Source organism: Exilispira thermophila (assembly GCF_055389015.1).
Map to the genome: position 1 here is coordinate 1,734,388 of NZ_AP042476.1, position 15,442 is coordinate 1,749,829.

Sequence of the window (15,442 nt, forward strand, 5' to 3'; positions counted from 1 at the left end):
TAGATTAAAAATCTTGCTGAGAAAGAATTTTAAAGATAACTTTTGATATTGTTTGTAGATCCTGCTCTATAATATTATTAAAACTTATACCAAAAGAAGCTCCACTTTTATTTACAATTGTGCAGTCAATTATTAATCTCTGATATTTCAAAAACATATCTACAGAATTTAATTTAAGCCCTACTTTTATAAATTTTGCATCTTCCTCATTATCTAACAAACACTTAGCTCCACCAACTGATAAATCGATCAATCTAGCTTTTTTCAATTGATCCCCAATTTTAAAAGCTATAAAGTATCTAGTTTTTTCAGGAATGTTAACCCTGATATGTTTTCTTTTTTCATTTGCACTAATACCGATTTTTTTAAGATAAGTTATAATATGTTCAAAAAGTTGTTCTTGAGAATATGTTTTTGGGTAAATTCCGATTACTTGATAAGTTTTGGTTGCTAATTTCATTGTTTTTAATTTTTGAAATTCTAATTTATTGACACCAAAAATAATTTGAACAACATAGTCAAGTCCAGAAATTATTGAATTTAAAAATATTTCTGGATTTACTTTTATTGCATAAAAATCAATTATAAAAAGATCTATCTTTTTTTCTTTAAGATATTTTACAAGTCCTTCTTTTGTTGTTGATGAAATAATTTCTATTCCTAAGGGAATGAATTTTGTAGTTAAAAATTCTGTAATTTCAGTATTAAGTCCATATAAAAGTAGTGATACATTTCTTCCTAATTCAGACTTACCCAAACCAAGACAAAGTTGAAACCCACCATAAGGAGTTGACATTTCGATTATAGCAATATTTTCATATTGAATTGATTCCCCTTTAGGAATGACTACAGGTGTGCTTATATCAGATTTCTTATTTAATTTATAAAGATAAGCTGATATTTTAGAAACAATAGCATTACCAATTTCTGTAAAAATTGATTGATCAATTTCTTTTATATCTTCTTCAGAGATATTTTCTGCAATATCTGGATACTTTTCTTTGTATTGTGTAATAATTTTTTTATATAAGTTTTCATTAACATCAATTATTATGTCCCCTGATATTTTACCAGTAATTTTAATTACAAGTCCCTGTCCAATAATCTTTTTCTCTTCTTTTATTAAATAAACATTTTTTTTCTTTGGTACAATATCTGAAAATTCCTTAAATACATTTACTACAGAAAGTGTAAAAACATTTATTAGTTGAGCATCTAACATTTACATTCCTTATTATATTTAAATAAATAATAGTTTTTGTTAAAATAAATAAAAATTATTATAATGAATAAAAATTTAAATAATTTCTTCTATTTTTTTATATCAAAAATCAATCATTCTGTAAAGTTTTACTTTTAATTATTTTATAAATTATAAAAACTTAAATTGTTTCACTATTAAATTGAAATAATTTTAAAAAATATTATAAAGAGTTATTTTTAAAATAATGTATTTACAAAAAATTTCAAACTTTTTATTTTACATTGTGTACTTATTTTTAATCGATATTATAAATATTTTGATTTATGTTTTTTATTTCTTAATTTATAGTTTCTTTTAAGTTAATGGTTTTAATTATCAAAACAATTTAGTATAATTTGTAAATATTTTTCTATTTATTGTTTAAATTCTTATTGTTAAAATTCTTTAATCTTTAATTTTAAAATTTAATTAGTAATTTAAAATTATTCATTGCCTAAAATATATTTATCACACTTTTAATTTATATAATTCTTTAATTAAAATCTTTTTTAATTTTTTATAAAAAATTAAAGGTGTTAATCCCATATGACCAATTCTTATAACTTTATTATTCAAAGCATCCTGACCTTTTCCAACAAGAATATTGTATTTTTTATCAAGTAATTCAACAAAAGAATTAGCATTTTGTAGCAAAAATACAGTAACAGAATTTGATGGATTATCAGGAAATATTTCAATATTTATGTTTTTTAATGTTGATTTTATTAATTTTGAAGTATAAATGTTTTTTTCAATAACCTTTTTAATTCCAATTTTCAGAATTAAATCTGTATTATAATAAAGGGCATATATAAGGTTAATTGCAGGTGTGAATGGTGGAGGTGAATATAAGTATTTAGAAAAGTCATAATAGTATAGATTGTAGTGTTTGTTTTTAGATTTAATTCTTTTTTCAACATAATTTTTAGACAAAGAAACTATTGATAGTCCAGGAGGTATGCTAAACCCTTTTTGACTACCAAGAATAACACAATCAATATTATACAAATTCTGTGAAAATGGTTCAGATAATATATGGGAAATAGCATCACAAATAAGATCCACATTGTATTTTTCTTTAAAGTGTTTTAAGATATTAAAATCAATTTTATTCCCTGTGGAAGTTTCAGTTGCTTGAAAAAAAAGGTGGGTATATTTGTTAGTTTTTAATTTGTTTTCAATTAAATTATAATTATAATTTTTTAAGAACTTGAAGTCAATAATATCATACTTAATATTAAATGATGATAGTATTTCAGAAAATCTCATTCCGAATTTACCATTTATAATTACTAAAGGATAACTATTTCCATTAATTAAATTAGCAATGGCAGCTTCCATTGCTAAAGTACCAGAACCTGTTAATAAAATAATTTCCCCATCAATGTTATCAATTATCTTTTTTATATTATCCTGTACCAGAAAATAAATCCTTTCAAAATCTTTACTTCTTTGTGAAATAATTTGTAATTTAAGTATTTTTTTTGTTTCAGCTGGAATCCATACGGGACCTGGTAAAAGGTTTATTTTTCTATTAAAATTTTTAATATTATTAAATTTCATCTTTTTTGTCTATTAATATATTTTTTTCATAAGTTAATATATATTTAATATAAAATTAAAATAATTCCTTTTGTAAATCTAATGCAGTTTTTGTCCATACCAGTTTTTTAAATATATTACCTTTATTGTCTTTTAATTCAATTTCTTTATAGTCATATAATCTATAGTTTTCTAAAATTTCATCAGGTGAAAACCAGAGTTTTACTTCATATTCAGAATGAGAACTTTCTGAAGCATGGACCACATTTTCAAATCTTATAAGTACATGACCATCAACAATTTTTTCACTCCCCCTGGAATCTCTAACTACAACATTTTTCCCATATTTTTGTCTTAAAGTTATAATTTTTTTTCCTTCTTCTCTTACCATAGGATTTGTATTCCCAACAATATTTCTAATTTTTGAACATGCATTTTCACCATAATAAACAAAAGCATAAACCCATTGAAAATTATGATAAAGCCCCATTAAATATTCAACGGCACCTTCATAAAAAAATTTATCTTTATGTTCATAATAATGATTTTGAGCTAATTTTTTTGTTACATTAACAGCCTTTGCACCTACTAAAAACAGATCTTCTCTTTCAAGATGAGAGATTATCTCACCAGTTAAAGATAATTCTACTCCGTCTGGTTTAATTAATACTAATGATAATTCTTTACTCATAATGTTTCTCCTTGAAAAATTATTTTTAATATCAATTAATGGATTTATTTATTAATTTATCAACTTCAATTTTTGATGCTATATTTTTTCCAAGAAAAATTTTAGTTTTATATTTTATATCAAATAATATTATTCCATTTAGTGTAAATTTATTTATAGTATAAATTCTTCCTTCAATTAGATTGATAGAAGATAAACGATTTTTTACACTAACTGGAAGGGAGAGTCTCTTTATTACAAATGGGACATTAGTATTTAATTTAAGCAAATTAGTATAAACTTGAATATTGTTTGTATTATCCATTATAGTATCCTAACAAAATAATATATGGCCTTTAAATACTTTAATATAGCAACAAAAAAGTATTGACTTTTATTAATAATTGTTAAAAATTTACTAAAAGATGAAATACATATATTTTTTACTAACTTTACTATAAAATATTTTAAAAAAAAATAAATTTATTTTTGATTTTTTTTTAATTACATTTATTGTTGTTATTTTTTTTAATTTAGTTTAATTAAGTGAAGGAAAATTATTTTACTAAAATTTAGTTTTTGTTTGATTTATTTTTAATAAATTATTACATTTTAATAAAATATGTTTTATTTTTATATAAATTATTAAAATTCAAAATTGATTTAATTTGATATTAAAAATTTTATATTGAATGTTTACATATTTTTAGCGATTTTATATTAGATTATATTTATGTAATTTATAATATGTATTTTATAAAAAAGAATGAATAGTAATATAAATATTAAAATATATTTTGTTAAATAAAAGGAGGTTTAAATGCAAAAATATGTTTATTTTTTTGGACCTGATGGTGCTGAAGGTAATAAAAGCATGAAAGAACATCTTGGTGGAAAAGGTGCAGGGCTTGCAGAAATGTCAAATATTGGAGTTCCTGTTCCACCTGGATTTACTATTATAGCTGATATTTGTGACTACTATTATAAAAATGGTAAACAATATCCACCTGAGTTAAAAGAACAGGTTGAAGAAAACTTGAAAAAGCTTGAAAAAACAACAGGGAAAAAGTTTGGAGATCCTACAAATCCACTTTTAGTATCTGTTAGATCTGGTGCAGCAATATCAATGCCAGGGATGATGGATACTATATTAAATCTTGGAATAAATGAAGAAGTTGTTGCAGGAATAGAAAAATTAACTGGGAATTCCAGGTTTGCATGGGATTCATTTAGAAGATTTTTACAGATGTTTGGAGATGTTGCATTAGGTATTGAACATAAAAAATTTGAAGCAGTTTTAGATGCAAAGAAAAAAGAAAAAGGTGTAAAAAACGATACAGATTTAGACACAGATGACTTAAAAGATGTTGTTAAAAAATATAAAGCATTATATAGAGAAGAGTTGGGTAGAGATTTCCCATCAGATCCTGTTGAACAACTCTGGATAGCTATTGGTGCTGTTGTTGGTTCATGGATGAATGAAAGAGCTATAAAATATAGACAAATTAATGGTATTACAGGACTTTTAGGTACAGCAGTTAATGTTCAATCAATGGTTTTTGGTAATATGGGTAATGATTCAGCAACAGGTGTATGTTTTTCAAGAAATCCTTCTACTGGTGATAAGAAATTTTATGGTGAATTTTTAGTAAATGCACAGGGTGAAGATGTTGTTGCTGGAATTAGAACACCACAGGAAATTACAAAAGAGGGTTCAATTGAATGGGCAAAATCTAATGGTATTGATGAAAAAGTAAGAAGAGAAAAATATCCTTCTTTAGAAGAAATTATGCCTGATGTTTATAAACAGCTGGTTGAAATAAAAGATAAACTTGAGAAACATTATAGAGATATGCAGGATATGGAATTTACAATAGAAAAAGGAAAATTGTATCTCTTACAAACAAGAACTGGTAAAAGAACAGCTAAAGCAGCAATAAAAATAGCAGTTGATATGGTTGATGAAGGTTTGATTTCAAAAGAGGAAGCAGTGTTAAGAGTAGATCCTTCACAATTAGATCAGCTTTTACATCCAATGATTGACCCTGAGGAAGAAAATAAAGGTAAAGCTTCTGGTAAAGGTTTACCAGCATCTCCTGGAGCTGCTGTTGGTCAAGTTGTTTTTACTGCAGATGAAGCAGAAAAATGGGCTGCAGATGGTAAAAAGGTTATTCTTGTTAGACTTGAAACTTCTCCAGAAGATATTGGTGGAATGAATGCAGCAGAAGGTATTTTGACAGCACGTGGTGGTATGACTTCTCATGCTGCAGTAGTTGCAAGAGGTATGGGTAAATGCTGTGTTGCAGGATGTGGAGATATTGTTTTTGATTCAGATGAAAGAGGTTTTAAACTTGGTGAAGATTATTTTAAAGAAGGTGATTGGATAACTTTAAATGGTTCAAATGGAAATATTTACAAAGGTCAATTAAAACTTGTTAAACCAGAGTTAAAAGGTGAACTAGATATATTTATGAAATGGGTTGATGAGTTTAGAACTTTAGGTGTTAGAACAAATGCTGATACTCCAAGAGATGCTAAAGTTGCAAGATCTTATGGTGCAGAAGGTATAGGGCTTTGTAGAACAGAACATATGTTCTTTGAAGGTGATAGAATTGATTATGTAAGAGCAATGATTTTATCTAATGATGAAGAAGAAAGAAAAAAACCTTTAGCTGAACTTAAAAAAATGCAAAAACAGGATTTTATTGGTATTTTTGAAGCAATGGAAGGGTTACCTGTTACTATAAGACTTTTAGATCCACCTTTACATGAATTTTTACCTCATGAAAATGATATTGAAGAAATTGAAAAAATTTCTAAAAAATTTAGCATGAGTGTTGATGAAATAAAAAACAAAATTGTTGAATTACATGAATTTAATCCTATGCTTGGTCATAGAGGTTGTAGATTGGGAATTACTTTCCCTGATATCTATGAAATGCAGGTAGAAGCAATTATTGAAGCTGCTTGTGAACTTGTTAAAAACAATAAAAAAGTTGAACCAGAAATAATGATCCCATTAGTAGGACATTATAAAGAATTTGATATACTTGAAGAAAAAACAAGAAAAATTGCAGATAGAATAATAAAAGAGTACAATGTTGATCTTGATTATAAAGTAGGTACTATGATTGAAGTACCAAGAGCAGCAATTACAGCTGATCAAATTGCAAGAAAAGCAGAATTTTTCTCATTTGGAACTAACGATTTAACTCAAATGGGATGTGGTTTTTCAAGAGATGATGCAGGTAAATTTTTAAAAGATTATGTTGAATTAAAAATTTATGAAGATGACCCTTTCCAGGTATTGGATCAGGAAGGTATTGGTGAATTGGTTAAAATTGGTATTGAAAAAGGTAGAAGTACAAGACCAAACTTAAAAGTAGGGATTTGTGGTGAGCATGGTGGAGAACCAAAATCAGTAGAATTCTGCCATAAAGTAAATATGAATTATGTATCCTGCTCTCCATATAGAGTTCCTATAGCAAGATTAGCTGCTGCACAGGCTGCATTAAAAAATAAAAAATAGAAATGTTATATTGCAGATTGATTTATGTTAGTTTATTAACTAAATCATATGTTAATAAATATTTGAAATGTCAAAACCTATAAAAGGGGGAAGTATAAAGGCTTCCCCCTTTTTTATTTCCTAATAAAATAAGAAAAATTTAACTATTTCTTGATTTTTTTTTTGAAAATTATAAATTCAAAAAAAAATGTTTAAAATTGTATAGGAGATTATAATGCAACTTAAAACTTTTAAAAAAGGTGTGCATCCTAAATATAATAAACACTATACTTCAAAGAAAAATATTGAAAAAATCCCTTTACCAGAAAAAGTTATTGTATCACTTACCCAACATCTTGGAGCTCCTGCAAAATTAATAAAAAAAAGAGGAGATGAGGTTAATGTTGGAGAATTAATTGGTGAAAGTGCGGGTTTTATTTCAGCTAACATCCATTCACCAGTTGCTGGAAAAATAAAATCTATTACACCAAAACCTTTACCTGGTGGGAAAGTTGCAAATTATGTTGAAATAATTGTTGATAAGGAGAAAACAGATTCTTTTGTATGGGAAGAAAAAAATATTGATTTAGATTCTCTGGATAAAGATTCAATTTTAAATAAAATTCAACAAGCTGGTATTGTTGGAATGGGTGGAGCTACTTTTCCAACATCAGTAAAATATAATCCTCCTAAAGATAAAAATGTTGATATATTTGTTATTAATGGGGCTGAATGTGAACCTTATTTAACATGTGATCATAGATTAATGATTGAAAAAACTGAAAGTATTATTAAAGGGATAGAAATTGTCCATCACATTTTTAATTTTAAAAAGATTTATTTTGGTATTGAGATAAATAAAAAAGATGCAATAGAAAAAGTTTCAGAAGTTGCTTTGAAATATAGCCATTTACCTATAGAGGTTGTAGCATTAAAAACCAAGTATCCTCAGGGTGGTGAAAAAATGCTTATAAAAGCAGTTTCAGGAAGGGAAGTTCCATCCGGGAAACTACCTTTTGAAGTAGGAGCCTTAGTTTCTAATGTAGGTACATTAAATGCGGTTTATGAAGCCATTTATTTTGATAAACCTTTAATTGAAAGGGTTTTAACAGTAACAGGTGATGGTATAAATGAACCAAAAAATATTTTAGCACCCATTGGAACTCCTATAGATTATATTGTTTCATATTGTGGTGGAATAAAAGAAAATGTTGAAAAAGTTATTATGGGTGGACCTATGATGGGTATTGCTTTACCTTCTTTAGATTATTCTGTAATGAAGGGAACATCAGGCCTTTTATTTTTAACTTCTGATGTTGTAAAAGTTGAAGATGAACATGCTTGTATTAAATGTGGTAGATGTGTATCAGTATGTCCAATGAATTTGTTACCAAATAGACTCGCAGCTTTAGCAAAATATAAAAAATGGGATGATATTAAAAATTATAACTTATATGATTGTATGGAATGTGGTTCCTGTGCTTATGAATGTCCTGCTAAAATTAATATTGTTGCATGGATTAGATATGCAAAAAATTATATTAAAGTTAAAGGTTTATAAAGTTAAAACAATTATGGATTAAAAACTAAATTTTAATAGATTATCAAAAGGAGATAAAATAATGGCAAGTAAACAAGAAGGGTTTGTATTAACTTCTTCTCCTCATATTAGAGAAGATATTTCCATTACTAAAATAATGTATACCGTTATTTTAACTTTATTACCAGCGATAATAATGTCTATTTTTTACTTTGGTTCAAAAGTAATCATGTTATATGTTGTTTCAGTTGTAACAGCTATGTTAACTGAAGCGATTATAAATATTTTAAGAAAAAGATCATGGAATAGTATTCTAGATGGATCAGCAATTATAACAGGTTTATTGCTTGTTATGACTTTACCCCCAACTATTTCCTGGGGTTATGTTGCATTAGGTGCATTTATTGCAATATTTTTAGGAAAATCTCTTTTTGGAGGACTTGGTCATAATATTTTCAATCCTGCATTAATAGGAAGAGCATTTTTAGCTGCTGCATATCCTGTACAAATGACTACATGGGAACCAGCAAAAAGAGTTTTTACAGGATTACCTGATGCAATAAGTAGTGCAACCCCTTTAGCTTCTGCTAAGTTTGACAAAGTATTTGAAAGAACAATTAATCTTCTTTTTGGACAAACTGGTGGATGTATTGGCGAAACTTCAGCAATTTTAATTATCTTAGGTGGATTAGTTTTAATATTTTTAAAATATGTTAACTGGAAACTTGTTGTGTCATACTTGACAACAGTATTTGTATTTGGTGGAATATTTTATTTTGTTAATCCTTCTATATATCCATCTCCTGTTTATCATCTTTTTGCAGGTGGGTTAATGTTGGGTGCATTTTATATGGCAACTGATATGGTAACTTCTCCTTACACTGATTGGGGTAATATTATATTTGGTATAGGAGCAGGAATCTTAGTTGTAATTATCAGGTTGTTTGGAGGATTTCCTGAAGGTGTAATGTATTCTATATTAATTATGAATGCGTTTACTCCTCTAATTAATAGATATGTAAAAAATAAAGTTTTCGGTACCTAATATAAGTTACTTTATTTAAATATGGTCAAAATCAAATAATAGGATTTTATTTCTGGAGGATTATAAAATGAAAAAAATGATAATTGTTTTAACTGTTATTTCATTGCTATCAGGTTTTATTCTGGCTTTTGTTTTTGATTTTTTTTCTCCAATGATTAAACAAAATCAAAAAAAAGCACTTGATGATTCGTTAAGTTATGTAATGCCAGATGTTAAAAAAATTGAAAAAGTTAATACTGATAAAATGGATATATATAAAGGTTACAATAAAAATGATAAAGTTATTGCATATGCAATTTTAGTTACAGGTGGAGGTTATCAGGGAACTATTAAGTTACTTGTTTCAGTAACTCCAGACTTTAAAAAGATTATTAAAATAAATGTTTTAGAAGAAGTTGAGACTCCTGGACTTGGTGCAAGAATAGAAGAAGATTGGTTTAAAAAACAATTTGAAGGACTTAACGCTAATAATCCAATTTCATATGTAAAAAATGCAGAGCCAGATAAGTCTAAAAATCAAATTAAAGCAATTTCAGGTGCAACAATTTCATCAAGATCTGTTGTTAATGCAATTAATATAAGGATGAAAGAGGCAAAAGAAATTCTGGGTATTAAATAATATTTACTATTGTAAATGTTATAAATAAGTATGTAAATAATAATAGATTAAAAGTTAATTGAACATAATAGTATTGCTAAATAGTGTAAAATGATAAAAAGTAAAATTAAAATAATTATATGTACTTATAAATTATTTAAATGTTTTTATAACATTATTTAATTTTAAATAATTATTAATGCCAAAAAATATATTAGTAAATTATAAAAGCAAAGATTCAAAATATAAATAGTGGAGAAAAATATGGCTAAAAGAAATTTAGCAAATGACTTTTTAAAAGGATTCTGGAAAGAAAATCCAACTTTTGTTCAGGTTTTAGGTATGTGTCCAACTTTAGCTGTTACAGTTTCAGCTATAAATGGTTTCGCAATGGGTATGGCTACTACATTTGTTATTGTTTTTTCAGCAATATTAGTTTCGTTGATAAGAAAAATGGTTCCATCAGAAGTTAGAATTCCTGTATATGCTGTGGTAATAGCAACCTTTGTAACATTTGCGGACCTTTTTTTGAAAGCTTTTTTTCCTCCATTATCTAAATCTTTAGGTCCATATGTACCTTTGATAGTAGTTAACTGTATAATTATGGGTAGAATTGAAGCTTTTGCATCAAAAAATTCTGTAATAGCTTCTACATTGGATTCATTAGGTATGGGATTGGGATTTACAACTTCTTTAGTAATTTTGGGTTCTATTAGAGAATTATTGGGTAATGGAACTATTTTTGGTTATCATTTATTAACATCATTCTATAAACCAATGTTAGTTATGATTTTACCTGCGGGAGCTTTTATAACTTTAGGTTTATTAATGGGGTTATACAATTTTATAAAAGATAAAAAGGTATAAATTTTAAAAAAAATAAAATATAGTTTATTTATAAATTAAGAAAAATAAATAAATATAGTAAATAAAAATAAAGTAAAAAGAATTATGAAATAAAAATTTATAAATGATATAAAAAAAATTTAGGAAGATAATAAATAAATAAAGAATAAATTAAAAATATTAAATAAAAATAATAAATAAAAAAATAATAAATAAAAAAATAATAAAAATTAATATAAAATAAAAACAATAAATAAAAAATGGTATAAATTTTTTAGTAATCGAATTTTAAAAAATTAAAAAGGAGTCAAACAATGACTTTCTTATTACTTTTTATTTCTGCAGTTTTAGTAAATAACTTTGTTTTATCATACTTTTTAGGAATATGTCCATTTATTGGTGTATCAAAAAAAATTGATTCAGCACTTTCAATGGGTTTAGCTGTTACATTTGTAATGACTTTAACAGCTATTGTATCATGGGTTATAAATAATTTAATACTTTTAAAATTAAATATGCCATATTTACAGTATGTTTCTTTTATTCTTGTAATTGCATCTTTAGTTCAGTTTGTTGAAATGTTTATTAAAAAAACTTCTCCTGCTTTATACAGGTCTTTAGGTATATTCTTACCTTTAATTACAACAAACTGTGCTATTTTAGGATTAGCCCTTTTAATTGCTTTAAAAAATTACAATTTTATTGAAGCAATTAGTTTTGGTATTGGAGCAGGTGTTGGTTTTACTTTAGCTATAGTTATTATGGCTGGTATCAGAGAACAGCTTGATCTAGCTGATGTTCCAAAACCATTTCAGGGTGCTGCAATTACTTTAATTACTGCGGGTTTACTTGCACTTGCATTTATGGGTTTTTCAGGGTTAATCAGTTTATAATTAATAAGTTTATAAAAAAATGATAGTTATATTATAATTAAAATGTATATATAAAAAAATAATAGGGATACTATAATTATATTTATATTAAAAAAACAATAATTATTATTTATATATATTGATAAAGTAAAGTTTATTAATATAAAATATTAAAAATAATAAAATATATAAAATTAAAAAATATATTATATAAAATTAATTTTGAAAAGAAAAAGAATAAAGATTTTAATGAAATAAATAGTATTTAAAAATAATTAATAAAGAATTAGTTTTAAAAAATAATAAAATAAAAATAATAACTAATTAAAAATAATGATTAATATTAAATTTTTAAATAATTTAAAATAGGAGAACAAAATGAGTATTCTTCTTTCAACAATTGTAATGGGAATTATAGGACTTTTATTTGCTTTATTTTTAATTTATGCCAATAAAAAATTTCATGTAGAAATAGATCCTAAAATTAGTGAAATTGAAGAAGCTTTACCTGGTGCTAATTGTAGTGGTTGTGGATATGCTTCCTGTTCAGCATATGCTGAAGCAATTGTAAAAAATGGTGAAGAAGTTAATAAATGTGTTGTGGGTGGTCCTGAAGTAGCAAAAAAAGTTGCTGAAATTATGGGAGTTGTTGCTGAAGAAAAAGAAAGACAAATTGCTGTTGTTATGTGTAGAGGTGATAATGAAGCATCAAAGTTTCCTGGAGTATATAAGGGGATAAAAAGTTGTGCAGCTGCAATTTATTCACAGGATGTTGCAAAGCGATGTAAATATGGTTGTGTTGGACTTGGAGATTGTGAAGAAGCATGCCCTTTCGATGCAATTCATGTTACTGAGAAAGGTATACCTGAAGTTGATGCTGAAAAATGTACAGGGTGTGGTGCTTGTGTTGAAGCATGTCCAAGAGATATTATTGAATTACATCCAATTTCACAAAAAGTTTTTGTATATTGTAAATCTAAAGATCCAGCAATTGTTGCTAGATCTGTTTGTAAAAATGCCTGTATTGGATGTGGAATTTGTGTTAGAAATGCAACTGCTGATGGTAAACCAGAAGCAATAAAAGTTATAGATAATTTAGCAGTAATTAATTTTGATAATTATCAGATGAAAGAAGAATATACAAATAAATGTCCAACTAAAGCAATTAATGTTGATAAAAATGTTATAAATAAATAATTTGTTGTATTAATAATTAATTTGAGATAGTTATAAATTAATAATTAAAAAAATAAATTATCTATAAATAAAAAGTATATGTAAATAAATAAAAAACATAAAAAAATCTATTAACCAATATAAAAACTTATTTGTAATTTGAGCTAAATATTGTTATCTTTTAAAAAAAAATTAAATAAATGAATAATAAAGAGGTTATTATGATAGAAGAGATGGGGCAAATTGTTAATATTAAAAAAAATAAATTTATAGAAGTTATGATTTTAGATCCTGATAGTAGTAGTTGTGAAAGTTGTGTTAATAAACATTTTTGTTCAATTCAGGGAAAAATTTTAAAGATTCCCTTTTTTGAGGGATTTAATAAACAAGATGTTGTTAAAGTAAAAATGGAAAATATGAGTATTCTTAAAGCAACAGCATTGGTGTATGGAATTCCATTAATTATGTTAATTTTGGGTATATTTACAGGTTATTATATATTTTTCAATAAATATTCTGAGAGCTTAAAAAGTCTTTATTCATTTATTTTATCAATGATTTTATTGGTAGTATCAGGTTTTATTGTTTATTTTATTGATAAAAAGTATCATAATAAAATAAAATACAATATTGAAAAAATTAATTTTCAAATAAAATAAACCCCTTTTTGTTAATAATAAAATTGAAATTATTTTGATATTTAAAAAATAGAATAGATTCTATCCTGATTAAAATTTTTTTCACTAGTTCAGTTATGTAATTTATTATTATAATCTATTTAACATAAATAAAAAAACAATATTTGTTATCTATTAGTCTTTGACAACTGAAATCCGCTCAAAAAATTTTAATCAGGATAGATAATATTTTTATTAATTTAATTAAACATAATAATTCTTATTTTTAAATATCTATTCCTGCCACGGGGAAAATATATTTTCTTTTTAGCCTTTGGCAACTACAATCCAGTCGAGAAATTTTAATTAGGATATATTTATTAACTTAATTAATTTAAACAAAAATAATAATTTCAAATTTTATCATTAACTGCATCAACCACGGAGAAGGTTTTATTCTTTTGCCTTTGGCAACTGACATCCATTCGAAAAATTTTAATAATGATAGAAAGTAATTTTTATTGTTAATTTAAATAGATAATAATATAAATAATATAGTTTTTATTAGCTTCTACTCTAATATCTGTTTATAGTCAATTTTCATTGCAGTTTTAGCTTTTTCTAAAACTTCACCTGTAACTTCAAGACCCTTTTTAATCCCTTGATTTAAAACATCTTTTAAATAATCTTTATCTTTTTCAAAAGCAATTCTTTTTTCTCTAATAGGTAGTAAAAAGCCATTCATTTTTTTAAAAAGTTCTTTTTTACATTGAACGCATCCCCTTTTACCAGTTAAGCATTCATTTTTTAAGTTTAGGATATCATCAGGTAAGTTGGATTCAGAATCAGGATTATAACTAATATCAATGTTTTCATTGTTTATTTTTAATTTATTCAATCTTTCGGCAAATGAAAAGATTTTATGGTAATAATAAACCATGCAACCTTCAGGATGTCCAGGGTCGTTTTTTCTAAGTTTCTGAGGGTCTGTAAAAGCTTTCATTACTTTATTTTGTAAAGTTTTTTCATCATCTTTTAAAAAAATTGCATTATTCTGGGATTTCCCCATTTTTGCATTTCCATCAAGACCTTTAATTCTACCAATTTTCCCAATTTTCGCTTCAGGTAAAACAAAAACTTCACCATAAATTGAATTAAATTTTCTAGCAATTTCTCTTGTAAGTTCAATCATTGGTAATTGATCTTCTCCTACTGGAACAAGATTTGCATTAAAAGATAAAATATCAGCAGCTTGAGAAACAGGGTAACCAAAAAAGCCATAAGTTAATGATTCCCCACTTTCACCAAATAACCCTTTTTTTTGTTTAATTTCTTCTTTTACAGTAGGATTTCTACCAAGTCTAGCCATTGTAACAAGGTTTGAATAAAAAACAGTTAATTCTGCAATTGCAGGCATTTTAGATTGAATAACTATTGTTGCTTTTTCTGGATCTATTCCTGAAGCAAGATAATCTTTAACAACTTCTAAAATATTATCTCTAACTTTAGCAGGATTATTAAAATTGTCAGTTAAAGCCTGTACATCAGCAATGAGAATATAGGTTTCAAATTTATCCTGAAGATTAACTCTTTCAATTAATGAACCAAAATAATGTCCAATATGTAAAGGTCCTGTAGGCCTATCACCTGTAAGTATTCTTTTCATAGAAAACTCCTGATTAGAAAAGTAATTATTTAGTTTCTAACAATTAATTATTATTTTAGAATCTATTGGTTTCTAATAATTTATAACAAACTTTTTAATAGTAAAGTATAAATATTATA

Annotated in this window: 13 protein-coding genes; 8 read left to right on the forward strand and 5 right to left on the reverse strand. The window is 25.6% G+C overall.

From position 1 onward, the window contains the following. Window positions 1–4: 4 nt before the first annotated feature. From ACZ5EC_RS07325 to ACZ5EC_RS07340, 4 genes are all read right to left on the reverse strand, one after another. Window positions 5–1,222, reverse strand: coding sequence for a PilZ domain-containing protein (locus ACZ5EC_RS07325; RefSeq protein WP_464301832.1), 1,218 nt, complete (start codon window positions 1,220–1,222; stop codon window positions 5–7). A 489-nt stretch (window positions 1,223–1,711) separates the two neighbouring features. Next, the gene (locus ACZ5EC_RS07330) at window positions 1,712–2,806 is read right to left on the reverse strand and encodes a pyridoxal-phosphate-dependent aminotransferase family protein (protein ID WP_464301833.1); all 1,095 of its coding nucleotides are present in this window, start codon (window positions 2,804–2,806) and stop codon (window positions 1,712–1,714) included. Window positions 2,807–2,861: 55 nt separating this feature from the next. Further along, a complete protein-coding gene (locus ACZ5EC_RS07335; RefSeq protein ID WP_464301834.1) occupies window positions 2,862–3,476 on the reverse strand; it encodes a nucleoside-diphosphate kinase in 615 nt (204 codons plus the stop codon). Between the two features lie 31 nt (window positions 3,477–3,507). Continuing rightward, complete coding sequence (locus ACZ5EC_RS07340; protein ID WP_464301835.1) at window positions 3,508–3,780, reverse strand: FeoA domain-containing protein; 273 nt, start codon at window positions 3,778–3,780, stop codon at window positions 3,508–3,510. 495 nt (window positions 3,781–4,275) lie between these two features. Here ACZ5EC_RS07340 and ppdK point away from each other — a divergent pair, with 495 nt between their 5' ends. The 8 genes from ppdK to ACZ5EC_RS07380 all read left to right on the forward strand — a co-directional run bounded on the left by ppdK (window position 4,276) and on the right by ACZ5EC_RS07380 (window position 13,699). Further along, a complete protein-coding gene (gene ppdK / locus ACZ5EC_RS07345; RefSeq protein ID WP_464301836.1) occupies window positions 4,276–6,984 on the forward strand; it encodes a pyruvate, phosphate dikinase in 2,709 nt (902 codons plus the stop codon). A gap of 214 nt (window positions 6,985–7,198) precedes the next feature. Beyond that, the gene (rsxC, locus tag ACZ5EC_RS07350; RefSeq protein ID WP_464301837.1) at window positions 7,199–8,524 is read left to right on the forward strand and encodes an electron transport complex subunit RsxC; all 1,326 of its coding nucleotides are present in this window, start codon (window positions 7,199–7,201) and stop codon (window positions 8,522–8,524) included. Between the two features lie 61 nt (window positions 8,525–8,585). Next, window positions 8,586–9,548: an RnfABCDGE type electron transport complex subunit D gene (locus tag ACZ5EC_RS07355; RefSeq protein WP_464301838.1), complete on the forward strand. Its 963-nt coding sequence runs from the start codon at window positions 8,586–8,588 to the stop codon at window positions 9,546–9,548. A 67-nt stretch (window positions 9,549–9,615) separates the two neighbouring features. Then, window positions 9,616–10,167 (forward strand): RnfABCDGE type electron transport complex subunit G, encoded by a 552-nt coding sequence (locus tag ACZ5EC_RS07360; protein ID WP_464301839.1) that lies wholly within the window; start codon window positions 9,616–9,618, stop codon window positions 10,165–10,167. 243 nt (window positions 10,168–10,410) lie between these two features. Continuing rightward, window positions 10,411–11,013, forward strand: a complete 603-nt coding sequence (gene rsxE, locus ACZ5EC_RS07365) for an electron transport complex subunit RsxE (protein WP_464301840.1) — start codon at window positions 10,411–10,413, stop codon at window positions 11,011–11,013. A 293-nt stretch (window positions 11,014–11,306) separates the two neighbouring features. Next, window positions 11,307–11,885 (forward strand): electron transport complex subunit RsxA, encoded by a 579-nt coding sequence (rsxA, locus tag ACZ5EC_RS07370; RefSeq protein ID WP_464301841.1) that lies wholly within the window; start codon window positions 11,307–11,309, stop codon window positions 11,883–11,885. 357 nt (window positions 11,886–12,242) lie between these two features. Continuing rightward, window positions 12,243–13,061, forward strand: coding sequence for an RnfABCDGE type electron transport complex subunit B (locus ACZ5EC_RS07375; protein WP_464301842.1), 819 nt, complete (start codon window positions 12,243–12,245; stop codon window positions 13,059–13,061). Window positions 13,062–13,261: 200 nt separating this feature from the next. Beyond that, window positions 13,262–13,699, forward strand: coding sequence for a SoxR reducing system RseC family protein (locus ACZ5EC_RS07380; protein WP_464301843.1), 438 nt, complete (start codon window positions 13,262–13,264; stop codon window positions 13,697–13,699). A gap of 529 nt (window positions 13,700–14,228) precedes the next feature. Here the strand turns inward: ACZ5EC_RS07380 and trpS are convergent. After that, the gene (gene trpS, locus ACZ5EC_RS07385) at window positions 14,229–15,323 is read right to left on the reverse strand and encodes a tryptophan--tRNA ligase (RefSeq protein WP_464301844.1); all 1,095 of its coding nucleotides are present in this window, start codon (window positions 15,321–15,323) and stop codon (window positions 14,229–14,231) included. Window positions 15,324–15,442 lie beyond the last annotated feature (119 nt).

Coding starts and splice junctions, on each gene's coding strand:
- ACZ5EC_RS07325 (WP_464301832.1), bottom strand. CDS start 1,222: ATGTTAGATGCTCAACTAATAAATGTTTTTACACTTTCTGTAGTAAAT.
- ACZ5EC_RS07330 (WP_464301833.1), bottom strand. CDS start 2,806: ATGAAATTTAATAATATTAAAAATTTTAATAGAAAAATAAACCTTTTA.
- ACZ5EC_RS07335 (WP_464301834.1), bottom strand. CDS start 3,476: ATGAGTAAAGAATTATCATTAGTATTAATTAAACCAGACGGAGTAGAA.
- ACZ5EC_RS07340 (WP_464301835.1), bottom strand. CDS start 3,780: ATGGATAATACAAACAATATTCAAGTTTATACTAATTTGCTTAAATTA.
- ppdK (WP_464301836.1), top strand. CDS start 4,276: ATGCAAAAATATGTTTATTTTTTTGGACCTGATGGTGCTGAAGGTAAT.
- rsxC (WP_464301837.1), top strand. CDS start 7,199: ATGCAACTTAAAACTTTTAAAAAAGGTGTGCATCCTAAATATAATAAA.
- ACZ5EC_RS07355 (WP_464301838.1), top strand. CDS start 8,586: ATGGCAAGTAAACAAGAAGGGTTTGTATTAACTTCTTCTCCTCATATT.
- ACZ5EC_RS07360 (WP_464301839.1), top strand. CDS start 9,616: ATGAAAAAAATGATAATTGTTTTAACTGTTATTTCATTGCTATCAGGT.
- rsxE (WP_464301840.1), top strand. CDS start 10,411: ATGGCTAAAAGAAATTTAGCAAATGACTTTTTAAAAGGATTCTGGAAA.
- rsxA (WP_464301841.1), top strand. CDS start 11,307: ATGACTTTCTTATTACTTTTTATTTCTGCAGTTTTAGTAAATAACTTT.
- ACZ5EC_RS07375 (WP_464301842.1), top strand. CDS start 12,243: ATGAGTATTCTTCTTTCAACAATTGTAATGGGAATTATAGGACTTTTA.
- ACZ5EC_RS07380 (WP_464301843.1), top strand. CDS start 13,262: ATGATAGAAGAGATGGGGCAAATTGTTAATATTAAAAAAAATAAATTT.
- trpS (WP_464301844.1), bottom strand. CDS start 15,323: ATGAAAAGAATACTTACAGGTGATAGGCCTACAGGACCTTTACATATT.